Source organism: Streptomyces sp. SAI-127, from assembly GCF_029894425.1.
Taxonomy (GTDB): domain Bacteria; phylum Actinomycetota; class Actinomycetes; order Streptomycetales; family Streptomycetaceae; genus Streptomyces.
Map to the genome: position 1 here is coordinate 5,890,188 of NZ_JARXYJ010000001.1, position 21,929 is coordinate 5,912,116.

The following is a 21,929-nucleotide window of genomic DNA, read 5'->3' on the forward strand; positions in this document are numbered from 1 at the left end:
TTCCTCTAGGTACCTACTGGCTTCCCGATAGTAGCTTCGCCGTGTGTCCACAGGAATCAGTCCAGGACCTCGGACCAGGACCTCGGAAAAGGGGAGCAACATGATCGTGGTGACCGGTGCTACGGGGAACGTCGGGCGGCCCCTCGTGAGGGAACTCCTCGCGGCCGGGGAGCAGGTGACTGCCGTCTCCCGGCGAAGCCCCCGTGACAACCCGGCAGGGCTACGGCATCACCAGGCCGACCTCGCCGCACCCCAGACCCTCAAGCCCGCCCTCGAAGGGGCCGAAGCGCTCTTCCTCCTGACCTCCGGCGACTTCGTGGCCCAGGGCGGCAACCTCGACGACGTCCTCGAAGTCGTCCGGGCCGGCGGTGTTCGGCGAGTCGTGCTGCTGTCCTCGCAGGGCGTCGCCACCGGCGACCATCCCACCGAACTGGAGGACGCCGTAAGGCGGTCGGGGCTCGAATGGACCATGCTGCGGCCCGGCGGGTTCCACTCCAACGCCCTCCAGTGGGCCGGTGCGGTGCGCGCCGAGCGCACGGTGGCGGCGCCGTTCGGGGACGTCGCACTGCCGACCGTCGATCCGGAGGACATCGCCCAGGTCGCCGCCGTGGCGCTGCGGGACCCCAGCCATGCCGGCCGTATCCACGAACTGACCGGGCCCGCCCCGATATCCCCCCGGCAGCAGACCGCCGCGATCGCGGACGCGGTGGGCGAGCCGGTGCGGTTCGTCGAGCAGACCCGGGGCGAGGCCAGGGCGGAGATGGTGCGGTTCATGCCGGAGCCGATCGCGGACGCCACCCTCGACATCCTCGGCAACCCGTCACCCGGCCTGCGCCGCGTCAGCCCGGACATCGAGCGGGTACTGGGCCGTCCGCCCCGCGCCTTCGCCGACTGGGCGGCCCGCAACGCCTCCGTCTTCCGGTGACCTGCGATTTCCGGGTGATAGCCGTACTTCGAGGACCAACCGGGTCGCACCTCGCATACCCACACGCCCCCTGAACCTCCCACCCCCCCGTCGATTACAGTGCTGAGCGTCGTACATACGGACGGTCGCCGTGGGAGGTCTTGGTGGGTGCGACAGCCGGGGCCGTCGTCTGGGGGCGTGCCGAGCAGCAGGACTTCCGTAGCCGGGTGCGTGGGACGCTCCTCGGGGTGGCCGTGGGTGACGCGCTGGGCGCGCCGGTCGACGGGCTCGGACTGGACGAGATCCGGGAGGCGTACGGCGCCGAGGGGCTCGTGGACCTCGGATTCGGGTACGGCCGCCGCGGCGCCGTCACTCATCTCACCCAGCTCAGCCTCTTCACCGTGGACGGGCTCATACGGGCCCAGGTCCGCCGGGACACCGGCGCCTGGCATCCGCCCACCGACCTGCACCGGGCCTATCTGCGGTGGGCCGCCACCCAGCGGGACTGGGGACCCGACGAGCGGCGCAAGGACGATGGCTGGCTGGCCCGGGAGGAGTGGCTGTACGCCCGCCGCGACCCGACCCGGTCCCTGCTCCTCGGGTTCGGCGACGACACCATGGGGACGCTGGAGTCGCCCAAGAACCCGGACGAACTCGGGCCCGAGGCCACCGCCCGGTCCGCGGCCTTCGGGCTGCTGGTCGGGTGGGAGCCGCAGCTCGTCGTACAGCTGGCCGTCGAGTGTGCCGCGCAGACCCACGGGCACCCCGTCGCCTATCTGTCGGCGGGCGCGTACGCCGTGATCGTGCACGCGCTGGCCCTCGGCGACAGTCTCGACGGGGCGGTGCAGCGGGCGCTCGCGCTGCTGGCCGCGCGGCCCGGGCACGAGCCCGTGTCGGACGCGCTCCAGCACGCCCTGGGTGCCGTACGGCAGGGGATGCCCACCCCGGCACGCGTGGAGGAACTCGCCGCCGACGGTTCGGCGGACGGGCTGCTGTCCGCCGCCGTGTACTGCGCGCTGGTGGGGGAGGACGTACGGCACGGTCTGTGCCTCGCCGTGAACCACGACGGCCCCTCGGCCGCGGCCGGCGCCCTCACCGGCGGCCTGCTGGGCGCCCTGCACGGCGAGACGGCCCTCCCGCCGGCCTGGCTGGCCGAGCTGGAGGGCCGTCCCACCCTGCTGGAACTCGCCGACGACTTCGCCATGGAGATGACTCAGGGGCCGGCCCTGCACGGGCCGGCCGGGGCGTCGCCGGGGTGGCTGGCCCGCTATCCGAGGGCCTAGACCGGTCCGGTCGAGACTTCTAGTCCTTGACCTTCGTACCGATCACGTCCTCCACACCGCCCACCGGAGTCGGGATCGCCGCGGCCGCGGCCCCGTCCCCGTCCCCGTCCGTGTTGATCTTCTCGATGATCGCGAGGCGCTCCGGGGTGTCCTCGGGCTTGATGAAGCCGATGAGGATGTAGAGGACCAGGGAGACGGCCAGGGGGATGGAGACCTGGTACTGGAGCGGGACCCCGCCCTCGACGTTCCAGCTGATCGGGTAGTTGACCAGCCAGAAGGCGAGCAGACCCATCGACCAGCTGGTGAGCGCGGCCGTGGGACCGGAGCGGCGGAAGGGGCGGAGCAGGCCGAGCATCATCGGGATCGCCATCGGGCCCATCAGACCGGCGACCCACCTGATGACCACCGTGATGATGTCCTTGAAGGTGGGCGAGTTGACCTGGGTCGCCGCCGCCATCGACAGGCCGAGGAAGACGACCGTCGTGATGCGCGCGACCCGCAGGCCCTGCCCCTGGCTCCAGCTGCGCGCCCTGCGCCACACCACCGGTGCGCAGTCCCGGGTGAAGACGGCCGCGATCGCGTTGGCGTCGGAGGAGCACATGGCCATCGTGTGGGAGAAGAAGCCGACGATCACCAGGCCCAACAGGCCGTGCGGGAGCAGCTGTTCGGTCATCAGGCCGTAGGAGTCGGAGCCGTCCGTCTTCTGCGACTCGACCAGCAGCGGCGACATCCACATGGGGAAGAACAGGACGACCGGCCACACCAGCCACAGGATCGCCGACAGCCGGGCCGAGCGCTCGGCCTCGTGCGCGTTCGCCGTGGCCATGTAGCGCTGGGCCTGGTTGAGCATGCCGCCGTTGTACTCGAAGAGCTTGATGAAGAGGAAGGCGAGCAGGAAGACCGTGCCGTACGGGCCCACCAGCGGCTCTCCGTGACCCTGGAGTTCAGGCTCGTCCCAGGCGCCGAAGAAGCCGATGCCCTTGTCGTTGAGCTTGAGGACCACGGCGATGAACATCGCGATGCCGGCGAGGAGCTGGATGACGAACTGGCCCAACTCCGTGAGCGCGTCGGCCCACAGGCCGCCGATCGTGCAGTAGACGGCCGTGATGCCGCCGGTGATCAGGATGCCCTGGTTGAGCGAGATCCCGGTGAAGACGGACAACAGGGTCGCGATCGCGGCCCACTTCGCGCCCACGTCCACGATCTTCAGCAGCATGCCCGACCAGGCCAGCGCCTGCTGGGTCTTCAAGTCGTAGCGGTTCTTGAGGTATTCGAGCGGGGAAGCAACATGGAGCCGTGAGCGCAGCCGGTTGATACGCGGCGCGAACAGCTTGGAGCCGATGGCGATGCCGAGCGCGATGGGGAAGGACCAGGTGACGAACGACGTGACGCCATACGTGTAGGCGATGCCCGCGTACCCGGTGAACATCACCGCGCTGTAGCCCGACATGTGGTGCGAGATGCCCGACAGCCACCACGGCATCTTGCCGCCGGCCGTGAAGAAGTCGCTGACGTCGTCCACCCGTTTGTGCGACCACACGCCGATCGCGACCATCACGCCGAAATAGCCGATGAGCACGGCCCAGTCGAGACCGTTCATATGCGCCCTCCCAGGGATCAGCCCGGCGCTCATCGTGGGCGCCACCGCGTGGACACGACAAGCTGGTGTAGGGTCAAAGGGAGGTAAAGATATTCGAGATGATGGCCTACGTTCACCTACGTGAACTCATCGCATCAGCTCCCCGGCGTTGACCAGCAACGACTGTCCGGTGATCGCCCGCGCCCGGTCCGAGGCCAGGAACACGGTCGCGTCCGCGACATCCCCGTCGGTCGCGAGATCGGGGAGTGCCATCCGGTCGGTGAGCCGCTTGAGCACGTCCGCCTCCGGCACCTTGTCCGTATGAGCGGTGAACCGCACGTACGCCTGCACCGGCGGCCCCCACATCCAGCCCGGCAACACGGTGTTGACCCGGATCCGGTACGGCCCGAGCTCCCGCGCCATCGAGTACATCGCGCTGGTCAGCGCCCCCTTCGAGGCGGCGTACGCGGCCTGCCGCACCTGTGAGGGGGCGGCCACGGCCGACTGCGTCCCGACGAACACCACCGAACCGCCGCCCGCCGCCTTCAACCCCGGCAGACAGGCCCGGGTCATCCGCAGCGACCCCAGCAGGTTCACGTCGATGACCGACTGCCAGGTCGCGAAGTCCGCGTCCTCGAGCCCCCCGAAGTAGCTGTCCCACGCGGCCACCTGGACGACCGCGTCCAGCCGCCCGAACCGCTCCACCGCCAACTCCGCGAGCCGCACGCACTGTTGCTCGTCGGTGATGTCCGTCGACCGGTACGCCGTGTGCGCCCCGTCCGGATCGATCTCGGCGGCGCTCTTCGCGAGGTTCGCCTCGGTCCGCGCACCCAGCACGGCGTTCCCGCCGTCCCGTACGACGGCCGCGGCGACCTGATGACCGAGCCCGGCGCCGACGCCCGACACGACGACGGTCTTCCCGGAGAGAAGTGACATACCGGCGGCCTCCCTGCTCTGGCGCATTATCTGACGGGGCGTCAGAGTATGGGCGAGTGCTGGAGGAGGGAAGGTCCCATGTCAGAAGAGACCCACAGCGAGACGTACGCCGAACTGGCCGCCGTCGGACCCTACGGAGTCCGCCCCGGTCACGCGCTGATCACCATGGTCGAACCGCATCCCGGCCACGAGTACGCCTACAACCGCTGGTACGAGGACGATCACTACTACGCCGGCGCGATGGCCATGCCCTGGATGTACGCGGGACGCCGCTGGGTGGCCACCCGGGACCTCCAACTCCTGCGCGTCCCGGAGAAGTCGGCGGTTGCCCAGCCGGTGACCGCGGGCTGCTATCTCTCCACCTACTGGGTCACCGACGGCCGCTACGACGACCACATGAAGTGGACGGTGGCCATCAACAAGCGCCTCAACCGCGACGCCCGCGTCTACCGCGACCGCACCCACGTCTTCACGGCCTTCCAGGACCACGAGTCCACGGTCTACCGCGACGGCGCGGCGGGCCCGAGGGACTTCCACGCCCTGGACCACCCGTACCGGGGCCTGGTGCTGGAGGTGATCGACGCGGAATCCCCGGAGCGGCGAGGGGAGTTGCTGGAGTGGCTGGTCTCGCGGCACCTCCCGAAGAGCGTGACGGGCTCCCCGGCGGCGATGGTGACCGTCTTCCGCCCGACCCCCCTCCCCGGCGACCGCATGACCTACGTGAAGCAGGTGGAGGGCGTCGACACCCGCCTCACGCTGCTGTGGTTCCTGGAGACGGACCCGAGGGAGTGCTGGGACCCGTGGTTCACGGGCCTGGAGGAGAAGGTCGCGGAGTCAGGTCTCGGACGGGTGGAGCTGCTGGCGCCTTTCGTCCCGACCGTCCCGGGCACGGACACCTACGTGGATCAACTGCGCTGATCACACTGCGCTGATCACTTCAGCTCGTCCGGACAGGGCGTCCCGCGCGGCACCGTATACGGCGCCGCCAACCGATACGTCCCCGCCCGCGGAGCGATCAGCATCGTCCACTTGTCCCCGTCCGCGTCCTCCGGCGTCTCCATCAGACATCCGTTGACGTTGTCGAAGGTCTTCGGCTCCCCGTCCTCCCGCTCCTTCGACGCGTCCGTCTCCTGCGGCGGCTTCAGCTTGTTGCCCTCCGCGTCCACGATCGACAGCCAGGGCGAGTAGGGGATCCGGATGAGGATGCGCCCGGCCTTCTTCACCCGCATGGTCATCTCACCCTGCGCGGCCCGGTCGACGACCGTGTTCGGGGAGGCGAGCGGCGCCGGGTCGGTCACCTGGAACAGCTGCCAGTTCGCGTCGCCCCAGATCTGCTTCAGATACGGCATCCCGCGCTGGACCAGCTCCCGCTCCCGCTCGCCCCCGTCCCCGTCGGGCTCGTCCTTCGGCACGACCACGAAGTGCACGGCCCAGCGCTGGAGCCACTCGTGGTAGTTCGCGGAGTTCAGGGTGTCGTCGTAGAAGAGCGGGTTGCGCTCCATGTCGGCCTGGCGGTTCCAGCCCCGGGCGAGGTTGACGTACGGCGCGAGCGCGGACGCCTCGCGGTGGGAGGCGGCCGGTACGACCTCGACGCGGCCCTTCTCGGCGCCGACCTCCTGGAGCTCGTTGACCAGGGGGGCCAGCTCGCGTGCCCAGGACGCCGTGGGGGTCGTGTGGACGACGTCGTCGACGGACTTGAAGCCGATCCAGGTGGTGAACCCGGCGAAGGCGATGACGATGGCGTACCACTTGCGGCTGCGCGGCACCGCGAACGGCAGCGCGGCCGCCAGGGCCACCCCCGCGAACAGCATCGACAGGCGCGAGATGTTGGAGCCGATCTGGGAGCTCACCAGCCAGACCAGGACGACCGACAGGCTGTAGACCCCGGCAGTGATCCGGACCGTCGTCCACTCGCGCGGGACGAGGAGGAGGACCAGGAGGCCGTAGGCCAGCGGCAGGAGCACCGAGGCGATCTTCATCGGCTGGGTGCCGGCGAACGGGAAGAGCCAGGCGGACAGGGCGACGACGGCCGTGGGCGCGATGCCCAGCGCCCAGGCGCCGGGCCGCCGCTTCTGCAGGAAGAGGGCGACCGCCACGAGGCCCACGAACAGCCCGGCGACCGGTGAGGCCATGGTCGCGAGCGCGGCGAGCGTGGCAGCGCACAGGGCTTTCGCCCAGCGTTTGTAGCGCCAGCGGTGCGGCCAGCAGAAGACGACGGCGACCGCGCCGAGCGCGAACATCGTGCCGAGTCCGAAGGTCACCCGGCCCGAGGCCGCGTTGCACAGGAAGGCGTACACGCCCGCCAGCGAGGCCCACAGGGGGTTCTTCACCGACCGGCTGCGGATGAGGACCAGCGTCAGCAGCCCGGCCGAGACGGTCCCGGCGAGCATCATCGTCGTACGGACGCCGAGGACCGACATCAGATACGGCGAGACGATGCTGTACGACACCGGGTGCATGCCGCCGTACCAGGCCAGGTTGTACGCGGAGTCCGGGTGCCGGCCGACGAACTCGGCCCACGCGTCCTGTGCCGCGAGGTCGCCGCCGCTGTTCGCGAACGTGAAGAACCAGACGATGTGGAGGACGCCGGAGAGCGCGGTCATGGAGAGGACGGGGTGGCGCAGCAGCCGCTCGCGCAGCGCGAGGAGAACGGTCCAGATCCTGGCTCTGAGGCCCGTGGGAGGGCTGCCGTGCTCGGTCTCAGGTTCTGCGGGCTCGCGTATTCGCGGGCCGGTACCCGGGCCCGGGTCGGTGTCGTCGGCGCGTGTCGGCTCCGCAGTGGCCACCTGAAGGCACTCCCCGTGGTGTCCCGTCTTCATTTCCCGGCCGCGCCCCAGCGTCGACCTGCCCCGGTTCGTGACGCTAGCACGCGGCCCGCCGTCCGGAACCCGGGCGGGGTCCGGCCGGGGGCCGCGTGAGGTGTCCGTCCCGGTTCCGGATCAGCCGACGCGGGTCAGCTTGTCGGTGAATCCCGGTTCCGTCAGATCCTTCTGCAGGGTGACCGGCACCTTGACCGCGCCGCCCTCGCCGTCACCGACGGTGAGGCTGCCGACCTTGGTACCGGCCTTCGCGGTGTGCGGTACGTCGTCGGCGGCGAAGGACAGCTTCACCTTGAAGCCGGCCCAGCCGACGGCGGTGACGTCCTTGGTCAGCACGACGGGGGTGTGGCCGCCAAGGCCGTCGTCCACGTACCCGACGACGTCCCCCTTCTTCAGGATCTTCGCCGACGTCAGGGCGTCCTCGGCCGCGAGCAGCGCGACCTTGCTGACGTCGTTGACGGTCTTGATGATCGGCGCCTTGTGCTGGCCGAGGATCGCGCCGACGACGGTGACGCTCTCCCCGCCGACCTCCTTGCGGCCCGCGAAGAGGAGGTTGCCGCCGGCGGCGGTGGTGGTGCCGGTCTTGATGCCGATGCCGGTGTAGGGGACCAGATAGTTGTAGTTGTACCACTTCTGTCCGGACGGATCGATCCACTGTCCCATGGACGTGATCTCCATCAGCGCCGGGATCTTCACCAGCTCGTTGCCGAGCTTCACCTGGTCCTCGGCGCTGGAGACGGTGGTCTCCTTCAGGCCCGAGGCGTCGGTGTACTTCGTGTTCTTCATGCCGAGTTCCTCGGCGGTGTCGTTCATCTTCTTGATGAACGCCGCCTCGGAACCGGAGTCCCAGCGGGCGAGCAGCCGGGCGATGTTGTTGGCGGACGGGATCATGATCGCCGCGATCGCCTGCCGCTCGGTGAGGACGTCGCCCTTCTTGACGGTGTTGAGGGTGGACTCGCCCTGCTTGTTGTAGCCGCCCTCCTTCTCGGCGAGCGCGTCGACGGTGATCTTCGCGCCCTCCTCGCCGGACTTGAGGGGGTGGTCCTTCAGGACGATGTAGGCGGTCATGGCCTTGGCCACGGAGCCGATCGCGACGGGGGTCTGCTTGCCGAAGTTCCCCATCGTGCCGACGCCGTTGACGTCCAGCCAGCCCTGGCCCTGGGTGGGCCAGGGGAGCGGCGCCTTGCTGCCGTCGAAGGTGTAGGAGTCCTCGGCGGTGAGGCTGAGCGTGGGGGTCGGCAGCGGGCGCAGGGACTGCGCGATCGCAAACGCGACGACCAGGAGGATGAGGATCGGGGTCCAGATCTTGACCCGGCGGCCGAGGGTGCGCAGAGGGCTGGGCGGGGGCGGCGGAGTGTTGGTGAGCTCCGCCAGCAGGTCGAGGGGCGGCTTCGGCGGCAGGGGCTGCTGCGTGGTCCGCTCCGGGCCGACCTGGCCGACCTGGGGGACGGCGGCGGTCACGTCCGCCTTCGGCCGCGACTCGCGCGGCTCGTCGAGGGCCTTCAACGCGACGAACTTGCTCGTCCGCTCGGCGGGGGTCTCGGGCTTGCGGGGTGCCTCGGCATCCTTGGGCTCGGCCGTCTTCGCGTCCGCCGCGTCCGCCGCCTTGCCGAGCTTCAGCATGGTGGTGGGCTGGTCCACGGGGGGCCGGGGTGCCTTGAACACGGCGGTGGGCTGGTCGACGGGACGCTTGTCGCTCACGCCCGCGCCATCGGACCCACCGCCTTCGGGGGCCTCGCCGTCGTCGTCCGGCTCGTCGTCGGTCTGCGGGTCGGCGGGGGCCGGTCGCGCAGTTCCCCGCGCCCCTGGGGAGTCGGACTTGTCGGTGTCCGGGCGGGACTCCTCGTCGGGGTCGTCCGGGGAGTCCGAGTCGGCGGTGTCCGGAACGTGGTCCTCGTCGTCGGCTACGGCCGTCTCGGCCGCGTCGGTCTCGGTTGCCGCGTCGGTGTCCGCGCGGGTCTTCGACTCGGTGTCCGGGGCGGACTCGTCCTCGGAGGCATCGTCGGCGGGCTCGGTGCCCTTGCCCTCGGGCCCGGTCTTCTCGTCCCCTGTGCGGACCCACGCCGCCACCGCGTCCCGCAGCCGTGCGTCGGGCGCGTCGGAGTCGCCGGAACTCTCAGCCGTGGCCGAATCAACCGGTTCGTCGGTCGTGTCCGCGTCGGCCGGGTTTCCCCCCGGTGTGGAGTCGCCGGGGCTCTCGGCCGTACCGGAATCATCCGGTTCGTCGGTCGCGTCCGTGTCGTCCCGGTCTTTCGCTGCGTCGGAGTCGCCGGCGCTTTCAGCCGTACCGGAATCGTCCGTGTCGGCGTCGCCGGAGCTCTCTGCCGTGGCCGAATCGTCCTCCCGGTCCTCCTCCGGACCCTCCGCCCCGCCGGCGCCCTCAGGGCGCGTCTCCGCGGCCGAGGGGGCGTCGTCGGGCTCCCCGGTGTCGGATCCGCCCGTTCCGGCCTCTGCGGGGCTCTCGTCGGGCTTCTCGGGGGTCTTCGGGAGGTCACGTACCGAGAAGACCCTCGTGGCCGTGTCGACGCCCCCCAGAGAGATGGACTCCCGTGCCACCGCGAGCCGGGGATCGCGGGCGGAACTCCTCGCCTCGGGAACCGGACTCGCGCTCCCCGACGTCGGTTCTGCCGACGACTCGCGCTGCTTCGACCTGTCGGGGGACTCGCCCGCCACCGATGCCTCCTCCATGTGCCGCGGGTGATCGGTATCCGTCACCCTGCGCCTGCCGAACCGTTGAATCGCCGCCCGGGCAGCCGCCACACCACGCTGTCCGAACCATGTACCAGTGTCCTGTGTGTGGCCCTGTCCCAAGCGGTAGACGAGAACGACATACCTACCGGTTCCACTACAAAGAGGTCACGCACCCTCGACAGACCAATGTGAGAGGGGTCACCCTGTCTTTCATCCACGCGGGGAGGCATGGATGGGCAGGAGCCGCAGAACACTTCCGGAGGAGCTTCTGCTGCTGGCGTTGGACCCGACCACGGGTACCACCGCACAGCCGCAGTCGCTCGACCTCGGTCTGGCCGGAGCACAGCTAGTGGAGCTGGCGCTGGCCGGACGGATAGCCCCAGACGGGGATCGTATCGCCGTGGTAGCCCCACGGCCGACTGGAGATCCGACTTTGGACTGCGCGTTGGAGTTGCTGCGAAGGCGTGGCGCTCCCGTGCGGGCAGTGAACTGGATCGGCGGGCCGCGATTGGGGCTCCGCCAGACATACCTCTCGCATCTGGAGCGGTGCGGCATGGTTCATGCCGTGGCGGGTCAGATGTGCGGAGTGCTGCCGACGACTCGCTACCAGGCGACGGACAACGAGATCAGCCGGGAGATCAAGTCCCGACTGGACTCGGCGATCCGCACCGGCGTACCGCCGGACCCGCGGACCGCCGCGCTCGCCGCCCTGGCACACGCGGTCGGCCTCGGCAAGCACCTGTATCCGGGCAACGAGGGACGGTCCTCGAGGTCCCGGCTGCGGGACCTCATCAGGCACGACCCGATGGGCGGTCTCGTCGCGCACGCCGTGATGGACGTCCAGAACGGTGTGGCCGCACAGCCACGTCGTAGCCCGGCACCCGCCGGCCGTCAGGCCGCCCCGGGGGCCAGGCCCGCACCGGAACCCGCTCGCGGCGTTCCGATGCAACCGCGCCGAGGACCGATGGCGCGCGCCGTGGCTCACTGAGCCGCAGTTCCACGGCACGCACCGCCGGCAGCACGAACCGCACCACGCACCACTCAGCCGCCGCACCGTCAGTCCCCAAAGACCGGTCCGGGAGCCGCTGGTCCGCGCGGGGCGACGGAACCGTACGTCCGTACATCGGGCGTCGCCGGGTTCCGCCGCCCCGCGCGGCCGCATGTGCGGGCACAGTCGGCCCGGCCGTCCCTCGACTGACGTGTACGCAGCGCATATACACCGTTTCCCAGCGGTAATGAGCACCTTGGTGGCAGTCTGCTCAACAGCAGATACGCAAAGTCAAGAACGAGGCACGCAGCCGGAGGTGCACGTCCCGTGGCGTCCAATGTCAATCCCACCGTCAGGCGGCGCCGGCTGGGCCAGGAGCTGCGCAGGCTCCGCGAGCTCAAGGGCATGACGGCCGAAGAGGTGGCGGAGCGGCTGCTCGTGTCGCAGTCGAAGATCAGCCGGCTGGAGAACGGCCGGCGCAGCATCAGCCAGCGCGATGTCCGCGACCTGTGCGGGGTCTACGAGGTCGAGGACCAGCGCATCGTCGACTCCCTGATGCAGATGGCCAAGGACTCGCGGCAGCAGGGCTGGTGGCATGCCTTCGGGGACATCCCGTACAGCGTCTACATCGGTCTGGAGACCGACGCCGAGTCGCTGCGGGTGTACGAACCCCAGATCATCACCGGCCTGTTGCAGACTCGGCCGTACGCCGAGGCCATCGTGCGCGGCGGCGCGCCCGAGGCGACGGAGACGGAGAACGACAAGCGGGTCGAGGTGCGGCTGCGGCGGCAGAGCCGGGTCGCGGCCGAGCGGGATCCGCTGCGGCTGTGGGTGGTTCTGGACGAGGCGTCCCTGCGCCGGGTCGTCGGCAGCCGGCAGGTGATGCGCGAGCAGCTGGAGTACCTCGTCGAGATGTCCCAGCAGCCCCATATCACCGTGCAGGTACTGCCGTTCGACGTCGGCGCCCATCCCGGACTCAGCGGCCAGTACTCCATTCTGGAGTTCTCGGACGCGGCCGATTCCAGCGTCGTCTACATCGAGGGCGTCACCAGCGACCTGTACCTGGAGAAGGCGCACGACGTGCAGAGGTACACCGTGATGTACGAGCACTTGAGGGCGCAGGCGCTCAACGTCGACCAGTCGCGTCAGCTGATCGAGGACATCGCCAAGGAGTACGCCCGGGAATACGCCCGTTGAAGCGCTTCCGGACAGGGCGGGCCGGATAGTACACCCCGGCCCCGTCCGTCTGGAAGAGTCCACTGGAATATGCCGCCAGAAGAGTGAATGACTGCTCCGAAAGAGGAAGTCGGCGAGTAGCGTCGATCACGCCAACGATCAATAAAGGTTGGCGTGATCCGAACACTGCACATCTGGCTACGGAGCGAATATGGCAATCCGTCTGGGCGACCTGGACACATGGACGACCTCCACCTACACCAACGCCAACGGGGCGTGCCTGATGGTGAGGTCGACCGAAGAGGAAGCACTCGAACTCGGCGACACGAAGATCCCCGAGGGTCCCAAGCTGGCCTTCCCCGCCGAGGCGTGGAGCGCCTTCGTGGCCTCGGTCAAGGTGTGAGGGGCGGACCGGTCTGATCCCCGTCCCGTTCATCCACAACTTCACACCACAACTGCTCGCGACAACAGCACAAGCACCACCACAGAGCCCTCTCGACCAGATCGCCGTCCTTGCCGAGGGGGCTCGGCGTGTGCCTGCGGAGCTTCGGCCGGGGGGTTGTGTGTCGGGTGCGGCTCCGGTGGGGGCTGGTCGCGCCCCGCGGCGGAGCCGCTGATGTCACAGCCCCGCGCCCCTAAAGGTGGGCACAGCCAGGCAAGCGTGACCGCACCCGCCCAGGGGCGCGGGGAACTGCGCGACCAGCCACGACGGACCCGCAGCCGCCTACGCCAGCGCACCCTCCACGGCGGTGACGATCTCGTCCGACTCCGGCTCCGTCTGCGGGGAGAACCTCGCCACCACGGACCCGTCCCGGCCGACCAGGAACTTCTCGAAGTTCCAGCGGATGTCCCCGGTGTGTCCCTCGGCGTCGGCGAAGCCCACCAGACGCTCGTAGAGCGCGTGCCGCCCCTCGCCGTTCACCTCGACCTTCTCGGTCAGCGGGAAGGTCACCCCGTACGTCGCCGAGCAGAACTCCGCGATCTCCTCGGCGCTGCCGGGCTCCTGTCCCAGGAACTGGTTGCAGGGCACGCCGAGCACGGTGAAGCCCCGCTCCGCGTAGCGCTCCTGGAGCTTCTCCAGGCCGTTGTACTGCGGGGTGAGCCCGCACTTGGAAGCCACGTTCACGATGAGGACGGTCTTGCCGGCGTACTGGCCGAGGTCGGCGGAACCGCCCGTGAGGGCACCGATCTCGACGTCCAGGGGAGAGGAACCATCTGTAGTCGTCATGAGCGGATGCTAACTCCGCTCAGTGAATCCCCGGTTCCGGCCCCCGTTCACCGGTAGCGGCCCCCGACGCCTCCACGAGCACCTCCCCGGCCGCCGTCCGCGCGTACAGCACCGACCGCCCGGCCCGCCGCCGCTCCACCAGGCCCGCGTCCAGCAGCACCCGCAGATGCCGTCCCACGGAGCCCAGCCCCTGCCCGGTCAGGACGACGAGCTGGCTGGTGCTCAGGGGGGAGTCGAGGAGGACCAGCACCCTGGCCCGAGCGGTGCCGAGCAGGGTGCCGAGGCTCGCGGGCACGCTCCGGGCACCCGGGTCGGCGAGGGTGCCCGTGCAGCCGTAGACGATGGCGTACCGCCGCGGCTCCTCCCATGTCGCCCAGCCGCGGCCCGGGGTGACCGGGACGAAGACGAGCTCGGCGCCGGAGATCTCGCGGGGCGGACGCTCAAGCTGGTTCACCTGGAGCCGGTTGTCGCCGAGCCAGCGGGTCTGGCCCGGGGTCAGGGAGTCGATGACGGCCGCCCAGCCGCCCCGGCTCACCTGCGCGGTCCGGGCGACCACGTCCGCCTCCAGGATCCGCCGCCGACGGTCCCAGTACGGCCGTACGGTCCGCGTCCAGACGTAGGCGAGGAGCGCGGCGGCCCGCTCCGGGAGGTCGTCGCGCTCCAGGGCGGCGGGCAGCGGGCCGCGCAGGGAGACCCGGACGTTCGCGCGGGCCTCGGCGGGGTCGGTCGCCCGGATCCGCGCGAGCGTCGCCTCCAGGGGCGTGCCGTCGCGCGGCAGCGGCGCGAGGAAGTCGGCGATCCAGGACGTGCCCATCGCCGAACGCACCAGCAGCGCGGTCACCGGGTCGGCCGCGAGGCGCGCGCGGTAGCCGGGGAGGTGGGTGCGGAGCCAGGCCTCCTCGCCCGGGTGGGCGGCGGTGCCCGTGTGCAGCAGCCGCAGGGTCGCGAAGGTCTCGGTGAACGGGCAGACCACGAACCGGCTGCGGACGAGGGTGTCCGCGTTGACCTGCCACCAGCCCATGGACCCCCCTTGGTTTCGCGACCGCGCGAAACACTAACCGTCAGCCGCCGACCGCTCCGAGACTCCCCCGCATGCGCAGCTACCGCACCCTTTTCCGCACCCCGGAATACGCCCCCTTCCTCCTGTCCTTCGCCGCCTACGCCGCCGCCCAGACGATCGCCGGCCTGGCCCTGGCCACGCTGGTCTACCGGGCCACCGGCTCCCCGCTCCTGTCGGCGGTGAGCATGTTCGGACCGCAGCTGGCGCAGTTACTGGGGGCCGCCTTCCTGCTCTCCGGCGCAGACCGCCTGCCCCCGCGCGCGATCCTGACCGTGATCTCCCTCGCCTTCGCGGCGGGTACGGCGGTGCTGGCGCTGCCCGGTCTGCCGGTCTGGGCGGTCTTCGTCGTCCTGCTCCTGCAGGGCCTGGTCGCGTCGCTCGGCGGGGGCGTGCGCGGTGGACTGATGAACGAGATCCTGCCCAAGGACGGCTATGTCCTGGGCCGTTCGGTGTTCAACATGCTCTGGGGCCTGGTGCAGGTGACCGGTTTCGCGACCGGCGGCGCGCTGCTGGCCCTGCTGTCTCCCCGCGTCTGTCTGCTCCTCGCGGCGGCGTTCTACGTGGCGTCGGCCCTCGTCAATCACGTCGGCCTCACGCCCCGCCCGCCGCGCTCGGCCGGCCGCCCGTCCTTCTCCGCGACCTGGCGCACCAACGCCCTCCTGTGGTCCTCCCACCCCCGCCGCCTGGCGTACCTGGGCCTGTGGGTCCCCAACGGCCTGGTGGTAGGCAGCGATTCGCTCTACGTCTCCTACGCTCCCGCGGCCGCCGGCACGATGTACGCGTGCGGGGCGCTGGGCATGTTCGTGGGCGACATGGCGGTCGGCCGCCTGGTGACGCCCGCGCTGCGCCCCCGTCTGGCGACCCCGCTGCGCCTGCTGCTGGCGGCGCCCTACCTGTTCTTCTTCCTACGCCCGTCAGTGGCACTGTCGGTCGTGGCCGCCACCGTCGCCTCCGTCGGGTTCGCCGCGAGCCTGGTCCTCCAGGAACGCCTGATGTCCCTCACCCCCGACGACCTCGCGGGCCAGGCCCTCGGCCTGCACACCACGGGCATGGTCGCCCTCCAGGGCATCAGCGCCGTCCTCGCCGGCACCCTGGCCCAACTGACCTCCCCGGCCACGGCGATGACGCTGATGGCGACCGCGTCGGTCGCGGTGACCCTGACGCTCTTCGCGCTGGAGAGGCGCGAGGAGCGGCAGCCGGATGCCGGTGTGCCGACCGCCGCGGAGGCGACCGGCACCGGGTGAACGGCGACCGGGAGCGCGAGGCCCCGGGGCGCGGTCGTCGGACCCTACGGAGTGGCGACCGCGCCTTCGGCGGCGGTGAGGGGGACCGTCTCGACGTACGTACTGCTCCCCGGTCTCCTTCAGGTAGCTCTCGAGAGCCGGCGGGCGGTAGTCAGCCAGTACCGCAGGGACCGCGCCGACCCGCAACTCGGAGCCCCGGTGGCGGGTCGGCGGCGGACCGGTGGTCAGGCCACGACCGTGAACAGTCCCGTCTTCTCGCCCAGCTTCGCCAGCGAGGTCTTGCCCGGGATGCCGTTGGCGTCGGCGCCGCTGTAGCCCAGGTGGCGCTGCCACTTGGCGTAGGCGGCGACGGTGGTGGTGCCGAAGGAGCCGTCGCCCGCGTAACTCCGGGAGAGATAGCCGAGTTCGACGAGGGCGGCCTCGGTGAGGTTGGTGCCGGACATGTAGCTGACGTGGCCCTGCTTTGCCCCGGGGTCGGTCTTCGCGGCCTTGACCAGCCGGGACAGGTCCACGCGGGGCTTGCCCGCCGGCTTCGTCGTCTCCGTCTTGCCGGGCCCCGCCGCCAGTTGCTTCTTCACGGCGGCCCGGAAGTCGTCCATGTCGAAGCTCGGGTCGATCTTCCCCGGCTGGCACTCCTTGTGCCCGGCGACGGACTTCTCGCTCCAGCCGTGGGCCCGGCAGATCGCCGCCGCCCACAGCACGGCCTGCCGGTACTGCGCGTTCGGGTAGGGGTCCCCGCCCTTGCCGAGGTTCTCGATCTCCAGTCCGTACAGACAGTCGTTGCCGTCGGCCCTGGCCACGTCGTCGTGGGGGAGCGGCTTCTCCTCGCGGAGCGCGTTCAGGACATCGATGTCGGCGTAACCGGCGTGATTGGTACGACCGTTGCCGATCATCCACAGCCCGGCGGTCTTGCCGAGCCAGGCGTGGCACAGCGGTCCCGGCAGGTCGGATCTGCCCTTGTAGCAGAGCTCCTTGTCGTTGTGGCCGCCGGTGTGGTGGATCAGCACTCCGATGACGGGACCGAAGGACTTCCCGGACGCGGCGTCGCGGTTGTGGGTCTTCCAGCCTGCGTGCTCGTGCACGGTGAGGCCCTCGGCCTTCAGTGCGGCGAGCATCTTCGCGGCGGACAGGGGTGTGGCCATGGCTGAGGTTCCCTCCGGGGGTGCGTCGAAAACGCGTCAAGTACGTGGCAGATCTTGTGCGTTGAGGTTTCGTTGGCATTCAGTGGGACGTGCTCGCCCCGACGTCGCCCATGATTACGTCAACTCCGCGTCCTGCGGGGGGAATCGCAGCATTCACAGCCGAACGGGGCCCCGCCCCTCGTCCGCAGGAGTTGCCGTGCCGCACACCCCGATCGACACCAGCAAGCCGCACTCCGCCCGCTTCTGGAACTACTTCGTCGGCGGCAAGGACAACTACGAGGTCGACCGGGAGATCGGCGACCACATCAAGGAGATCTTCCCCGGCCTCGTCGACGTGGCGGTCACCAGCCGGCGGTTCCTGGGCCGCGCGGTCCGCCATCTCGCGGGGGAGCAGGGCGTACGGCAGTTCCTGGACGTCGGCACCGGACTGCCCACCGCCGAAAACACCCACGAGGTCGCCCAGCGCGTCGCCCCGGACGCCCGGATCGTCTACGTCGACAACGACCCCATCGTGCTGGCCCACGCGAACGCCCTGCTCACCAGCGCACCCGAGGGCAGGACGGCCTATCTGGACGCCGACCTGTACGACCCCGAGTCCGTCCTGGAGGCGGCCGCGGACACCCTCGACCTGTCCCGGCCGGTCGCCCTGATGATCCTCAACACCCTCGGCCACGTCGCCGACCACGACCGGGCCGTCGGCCTGGTCCGGCGGCTCATGTCGGGCCTGCCGTCCGGCAGTTACCTGGTCATCAGCGACAGCACCGCTACGAGCGAGGGGATGATCGCGGCGTCGGAGGCGTACAACTCCAGCGGGGCGGTGCCGTACCACGTACGCCCCGTGGCTGAGATCGCCGCGTTCTTCGACGGCCTGGAGCTGGTCGAGCCGGGGGTGGTGCGGGTGACGGAGTGGCGGCCGGAGGAGTCCGGCCCGGCCGGGGTGGACGCCTACTGCGGGGTGGGGCGCAAGCGCTGAGCGCTGTGGGCGTCGTACGCGCGCGGTGATGCGGTGAGCCGCGTTCGGCGCGGCGGCCCGAGGGGGTACGGCCGCCGCGCCGAGGCGGTTCGCCGTGGCCGTGGATCAGCCCGGCGCCACCGCGCGGCCGGTCTGGGGCGAGATCATGCCGGAGCACAGCCCCTTGGCGGCCAGTGTCTGCGCGATGCGCGGGATCGCCGCGCGGGTGTTGGCGGGCCAGTCGTGCATCAGGATGACCTGCCCGTTGCCGAGCCGCCCGGCCGCCGCGACGATCGCGTCGGTACTGGCGTTGTTCCAGTCCTGCGAGTCGACCTGCCAGAGGACCTCGGTCAGCCCGTACTTCGCCTCCACGGCCTTCACCGTCGCGTTGGTCTCGCCGTACGGCGGCCTGAACAGCCTGGGCGTGCCGCCGCCCGCGTTCGCGATGGCCTGCTGGGTGCGCCAGATCTCGGAGTCGATCGTGGCCTGGCTCTGCTGGGTCAGATGCGGGTGCGTGTAGCTGTGGTTGCCGACCCACATCCCGGCGCTGACCTGGGCCCTGACGAGCGCCGGGTTGGCGGCGGCGTACTGGCCCTGGTTGAACATGGTGGCCCTGAGGCCGTACTGCTTCAGGGAGTTGAGCAGGGTGGTGGTGCCGCTGCCCGGGCCGTCGTCGAAGGTGAGTCCGACGTACCCGGTGCAGGCGGCGGCCTGCGTGGGGGCAGCGGCGGCGGGGACCGCGAGGGTGCCGGCGGCGGCCAGAGAGGCGGCGGCCAGTAACGGGAGGTGCGACCGGGCCCTCATCAGGACACCGTGATGTTCGAGTTGCCGCTGCTCTGGTAACCCTCGGTCGCGAGGATCATGTAGTACTTGAAGCTGCCCATCGGCATGCCGGCGCGGCCCCACGCGTCGAAGTGGTTGCCGGTGGTGATGGTGCCGCCGGTCCGCCTCGACTGCCGGACGCTCCAGTACTGGTTGAAGGTCTTGGTGCCTTCCACGGACGGGGCGTTGTACCGGGTGGTCTGGTAGATGTCGTACGTGCCGCCGTCGCTGGTGACGGTGCCCTTGTACGTTCCGGTGGGCCGGTAGGTGCCCCAGTTGTCGACGACGTAGTACTCCACGAGCGGGTTCGAGGTCCAGCCGTAGAGGGCCAGATAGGCGTTGCCGGACGGGTTGAAGCTGCCCGAGTAGCTCACGGTCCTGCGGGAGCCGTTGCTCCAGCCCTTACCGGCCACGAAGTTGCCGGTGTTGCGCCAGGAAGTGCTGTAGTTCCCGCCGGAGTTCAGGGTCATGGAGACCGTGCCCTGGGCGTCCGTCCAGAACGAGTAGTAGTAGCCGTTGTTGGTTCCGGTCTGGTTCGTGGTGATGACCGTGGCCGCCTCGGCGGTGCCGGGCAGGGCCAGGGTGGCCCCGGTGGCCAGCAGGAGGCCGCAGACGCTGCGGCGCGTGGGGTGTGCGGGTGTGGAATTCATGCCCCACAGTTTTGGTCTGCCCCTGTCAAGCGTCAACAGTTTCGGCACATGTTTCGAATGATTCGGCAGCCCGTGAGCTGGAGATACCTGATCATCTTTCCTTTGTGAAGCCTCAAAGAACCGATGTATTCCTTCGAATGTTTCGAAGACCTTCCGGATGGCTGAGGCAAAAGAAAAAGGCAGGGAGGTCAGCACCTCCTTGCCATGTTCAACGTATAGCGTACTGGGGGGCTTGCGGCAAGGCCCCGGGGTGGGCGCACACTTACCGGCCGTACCCGAAACCGGAGCTGCTGACTTGAATTCCCTGCCCACGAGCGTGTTCGATCTCCCGGACCGCCTCGCCGCCAAGGCCGACCCGACGCTGACCGCCGCCGACGAGCGGCACTTCGCGGCCATCGCGGAGTGCCTGGAGCAGACGATCGCCGAACTGTCCGCCACCCTCGACGCCACCCGCAGGGCACCCGGCGGCATCGGCCAGGAGGCGATGGACCGGGACACGGAGATCCACCGGCTCAGCGCCCGGCTGCGCACCCTGCGCCGCTTCGGCCTGGACCTGTGCCTCGGGCACATGGTCGCCGCCGACGGCCCCGAGCCGGTGTACGTCGGACGGCTCGGCCTCACCGACAGCACGGGCCGCAGGCTGCTCGTCGACTGGCGGTCGCCCGCGGCCGAGCCGTTCTTCGGGGCCACCCACGCCAACCCGATGGGGCTGGCCAGCCGCCGCAGGTACCGCTGGAAGGGCGGCCGGATCGGCGACTACTGGGACGAGGTGTTCGCCCCGGACGGGTTCGCCGGGCACCACGCCTCCCTCGACGACCAGTCCGCCTTCATCGCCAGCCTGGGCAGCGACCGCTCGGAACGGATGCGGGACGTCCTCGGCACCATCCAGGCCGACCAGGACGCCATCATCCGCGCCGGATCCCGCGGCGCGCTCGTCGTCGACGGCGGCCCCGGCACCGGCAAGACCGTGGTCGCCCTGCACCGCTCCGCCTACCTCCTGCACGCCGACCCGCGCCTCGGCCACCGCCGCGGCGGCGTGCTGTTCGTCGGCCCGCACCGGCCTTATCTGGCCTACGTCTCCGACGTCCTGCCCAGCCTGGGCGAGGAGGGCGTACAGACCTGCGTCCTGCGGGATCTCGTGGCCGAGGGAGCCACGGCAGGGGTCGAGACCGACCCGGAGGTGGCCCGGCTGAAGTCCTCCGCGGACCTGGTGAAGGCGATCGAGAAGGCCGTCAGGTTCTACGAGGAGCCGCCGACCGAGGGCATGACCGTCACGACCCACTGGTCCGACATCCCACTGACCGCCACCGACTGGGCCGAGGCGTTCGACGCGGCGGAAGGCGCCCCGCACAACGACGCACGCGACCAGGTCTGGAACGAACTGCTCACGATCCTGGTGGACAGGCACGAGGGCGACGCCCCGGAGAACCTGCTCCGCAAGTCCCTACGCCAGAACCGGGAGCTGCTCACGGCCTTCAACCGCGCGTGGCCGCTGCTGGAGGCGGCCGACGTGGTCTCGGACCTGTGGACGGTCCCCGCCTATCTGCGGATGTGCGCGCCCTGGCTCGACCGCGACGACGTGCGCAAGCTCCAGCGCGCGGACGGCCAGGCCTGGACGGTGTCCGACCTGCCGCTCCTGGACGCGGCCCGGCAGCGGCTCGGCGACCCGCGGAACTCGCTCCGCAGGCGCCGCAACGAGGCCACCCTCGCCGCCCAACGCGAGCACATGGCCACGGTCGTGGACAACCTGAGCGCGGTCGCCGACGACGAGTACGGCATGGGCCTGGTGAAGATGCTCCGCGGCGAGGACTTTCACCACGCCCTGGTGGACGAGAGCGCCCTGCACACCGCCGACCCGGACCTGCTCGCCGGCCCCTTCGCACACGTCGTCGTGGACGAGGCGCAGGAACTGACCGACGCGGAGTGGCAGATGCTGCTGCTGCGCTGCCCGTCCCGGAGCCTCACCATCGTCGGGGACCGCGCCCAGGCCAGGCACGGCTTCACCGAGTCGTGGCAGGAACGCCTCGAACGGATCGGCCTGGACCGCATCACCCTGTCGTCCCTGAGCGTCAACTACCGCACCCCGGAAGAGATCATGAAGGAGGCCGAGCCGGTCATCCGCGCCGTCCTTCCCGACGCCAACGTCCCGACCTCCATCCGCAGCACCGGCACCCCCGTCACCCACGGCTCGACCGCCGACCTGACCCCGACCCTGGACACCTGGCTGGCCGCCCACCCCGACGGCATCGCCTGCGTCATCGGCGACCCCGCCTTCCGGGCGACGCCCCGGGTCCGCTCCCTTCCTCCAGAACTCTCGAAGGGCCTCGAGTTCGACCTGGTGGTCCTCGTCGACCCGCAGAACTTCGGCGAGGGCATCGAGGGAGCGGTGGACCGCTATGTGGCGATGACCCGGGCGACGCAACAACTCGTCGTTCTCACCACTCCCTGACGGCCG

General features: G+C 70.3%; 18 protein-coding genes. 9 read left to right on the forward strand and 9 right to left on the reverse strand.

Annotation, left to right across the window (positions count from 1 at the left end; genetic code table 11):
- Window positions 1-100: 100 nt before the first annotated feature.
- The gene (locus M2157_RS27070) at window positions 101-925 is read left to right on the forward strand and encodes an NAD(P)H-binding protein (protein ID WP_280866418.1); all 825 of its coding nucleotides are present in this window, start codon (window positions 101-103) and stop codon (window positions 923-925) included.
- A gap of 143 nt (window positions 926-1,068) precedes the next feature.
- Window positions 1,069-2,187, forward strand: coding sequence for an ADP-ribosylglycohydrolase family protein (locus tag M2157_RS27075; RefSeq protein WP_266518008.1), 1,119 nt, complete (start codon window positions 1,069-1,071; stop codon window positions 2,185-2,187).
- A gap of 19 nt (window positions 2,188-2,206) precedes the next feature.
- Here M2157_RS27075 and M2157_RS27080 read toward each other — a convergent pair whose 3' ends face one another.
- Together M2157_RS27080 and M2157_RS27085 are read right to left on the reverse strand one after the other, a co-directional pair.
- Window positions 2,207-3,787 (reverse strand): Na+:solute symporter, encoded by a 1,581-nt coding sequence (locus tag M2157_RS27080; protein WP_280866419.1) that lies wholly within the window; start codon window positions 3,785-3,787, stop codon window positions 2,207-2,209.
- A 126-nt stretch (window positions 3,788-3,913) separates the two neighbouring features.
- Window positions 3,914-4,702: an SDR family oxidoreductase gene (locus M2157_RS27085; protein ID WP_280866420.1), complete on the reverse strand. Its 789-nt coding sequence runs from the start codon at window positions 4,700-4,702 to the stop codon at window positions 3,914-3,916.
- A 78-nt stretch (window positions 4,703-4,780) separates the two neighbouring features.
- Here M2157_RS27085 and M2157_RS27090 point away from each other — a divergent pair, with 78 nt between their 5' ends.
- Entirely contained in the window at window positions 4,781-5,620 is an 840-nt protein-coding gene (locus M2157_RS27090) for a hypothetical protein (RefSeq protein ID WP_280866421.1), read from the forward strand.
- A 14-nt stretch (window positions 5,621-5,634) separates the two neighbouring features.
- Here the strand turns inward: M2157_RS27090 and M2157_RS27095 are convergent, their stop codons facing one another.
- Window positions 5,635-7,488 (reverse strand): MFS transporter, encoded by a 1,854-nt coding sequence (locus M2157_RS27095; protein ID WP_280866422.1) that lies wholly within the window; start codon window positions 7,486-7,488, stop codon window positions 5,635-5,637.
- Between the two features lie 153 nt (window positions 7,489-7,641).
- Window positions 7,642-10,209: a D-alanyl-D-alanine carboxypeptidase gene (locus tag M2157_RS27100; protein WP_280866423.1), complete on the reverse strand. Its 2,568-nt coding sequence runs from the start codon at window positions 10,207-10,209 to the stop codon at window positions 7,642-7,644.
- A gap of 235 nt (window positions 10,210-10,444) precedes the next feature.
- Between M2157_RS27100 and M2157_RS27105 the strand changes: the two genes are divergently transcribed.
- The 3 genes from M2157_RS27105 (at window position 10,445) to M2157_RS27115 (ending at window position 12,779) form a co-directional block, all read left to right on the forward strand.
- Window positions 10,445-11,200: a GPP34 family phosphoprotein gene (locus tag M2157_RS27105; RefSeq protein WP_057608460.1), complete on the forward strand. Its 756-nt coding sequence runs from the start codon at window positions 10,445-10,447 to the stop codon at window positions 11,198-11,200.
- Window positions 11,201-11,527: 327 nt separating this feature from the next.
- The gene (locus M2157_RS27110; protein WP_062044360.1) at window positions 11,528-12,397 is read left to right on the forward strand and encodes a helix-turn-helix transcriptional regulator; all 870 of its coding nucleotides are present in this window, start codon (window positions 11,528-11,530) and stop codon (window positions 12,395-12,397) included.
- Between the two features lie 190 nt (window positions 12,398-12,587).
- Complete coding sequence (locus M2157_RS27115; RefSeq protein WP_280858254.1) at window positions 12,588-12,779, forward strand: DUF397 domain-containing protein; 192 nt, start codon at window positions 12,588-12,590, stop codon at window positions 12,777-12,779.
- Window positions 12,780-13,100: 321 nt separating this feature from the next.
- On the opposite strand, the gene M2157_RS27120 is transcribed toward M2157_RS27115, so the two are convergent.
- Together M2157_RS27120 and M2157_RS27125 are read right to left on the reverse strand one after the other, a co-directional pair.
- Entirely contained in the window at window positions 13,101-13,604 is a 504-nt protein-coding gene (locus M2157_RS27120; protein ID WP_280858253.1) for a glutathione peroxidase, read from the reverse strand.
- Between the two features lie 19 nt (window positions 13,605-13,623).
- The gene (locus M2157_RS27125) at window positions 13,624-14,625 is read right to left on the reverse strand and encodes a winged helix-turn-helix domain-containing protein (RefSeq protein ID WP_280866424.1); all 1,002 of its coding nucleotides are present in this window, start codon (window positions 14,623-14,625) and stop codon (window positions 13,624-13,626) included.
- A gap of 71 nt (window positions 14,626-14,696) precedes the next feature.
- Between M2157_RS27125 and M2157_RS27130 the strand changes: the two genes are divergently transcribed.
- On the forward strand, window positions 14,697-15,908 hold the full coding sequence (locus M2157_RS27130; protein ID WP_280866425.1) for an MFS transporter: 1,212 nt from the start codon (window positions 14,697-14,699) through the stop codon (window positions 15,906-15,908).
- 224 nt (window positions 15,909-16,132) lie between these two features.
- Here the strand turns inward: M2157_RS27130 and M2157_RS27135 are convergent, their stop codons facing one another.
- A complete protein-coding gene (locus tag M2157_RS27135; protein WP_280858251.1) occupies window positions 16,133-17,050 on the reverse strand; it encodes an N-acetylmuramoyl-L-alanine amidase in 918 nt (305 codons plus the stop codon).
- A gap of 196 nt (window positions 17,051-17,246) precedes the next feature.
- On the opposite strand from M2157_RS27135, the gene M2157_RS27140 reads away from it, so the two are divergent.
- Window positions 17,247-18,023, forward strand: coding sequence for an SAM-dependent methyltransferase (locus M2157_RS27140; RefSeq protein WP_280858250.1), 777 nt, complete (start codon window positions 17,247-17,249; stop codon window positions 18,021-18,023).
- A gap of 105 nt (window positions 18,024-18,128) precedes the next feature.
- On the opposite strand, the gene M2157_RS27145 is transcribed toward M2157_RS27140, so the two are convergent.
- Together M2157_RS27145 and M2157_RS27150 are read right to left on the reverse strand one after the other, a co-directional pair.
- Window positions 18,129-18,806, reverse strand: a complete 678-nt coding sequence (locus M2157_RS27145) for a polysaccharide deacetylase family protein (RefSeq protein WP_280858249.1) — start codon at window positions 18,804-18,806, stop codon at window positions 18,129-18,131.
- Complete coding sequence (locus M2157_RS27150; protein ID WP_280858248.1) at window positions 18,806-19,474, reverse strand: glycoside hydrolase family 11 protein; 669 nt, start codon at window positions 19,472-19,474, stop codon at window positions 18,806-18,808. The genes M2157_RS27145 and M2157_RS27150 overlap by 1 nt, the downstream gene beginning before the upstream one ends.
- A 295-nt stretch (window positions 19,475-19,769) precedes the next feature.
- Here M2157_RS27150 and helR point away from each other — a divergent pair, with 295 nt between their 5' ends.
- Window positions 19,770-21,923: an RNA polymerase recycling motor ATPase HelR gene (gene helR, locus M2157_RS27155; protein ID WP_280858247.1), complete on the forward strand. Its 2,154-nt coding sequence runs from the start codon at window positions 19,770-19,772 to the stop codon at window positions 21,921-21,923.
- Window positions 21,924-21,929 lie beyond the last annotated feature (6 nt).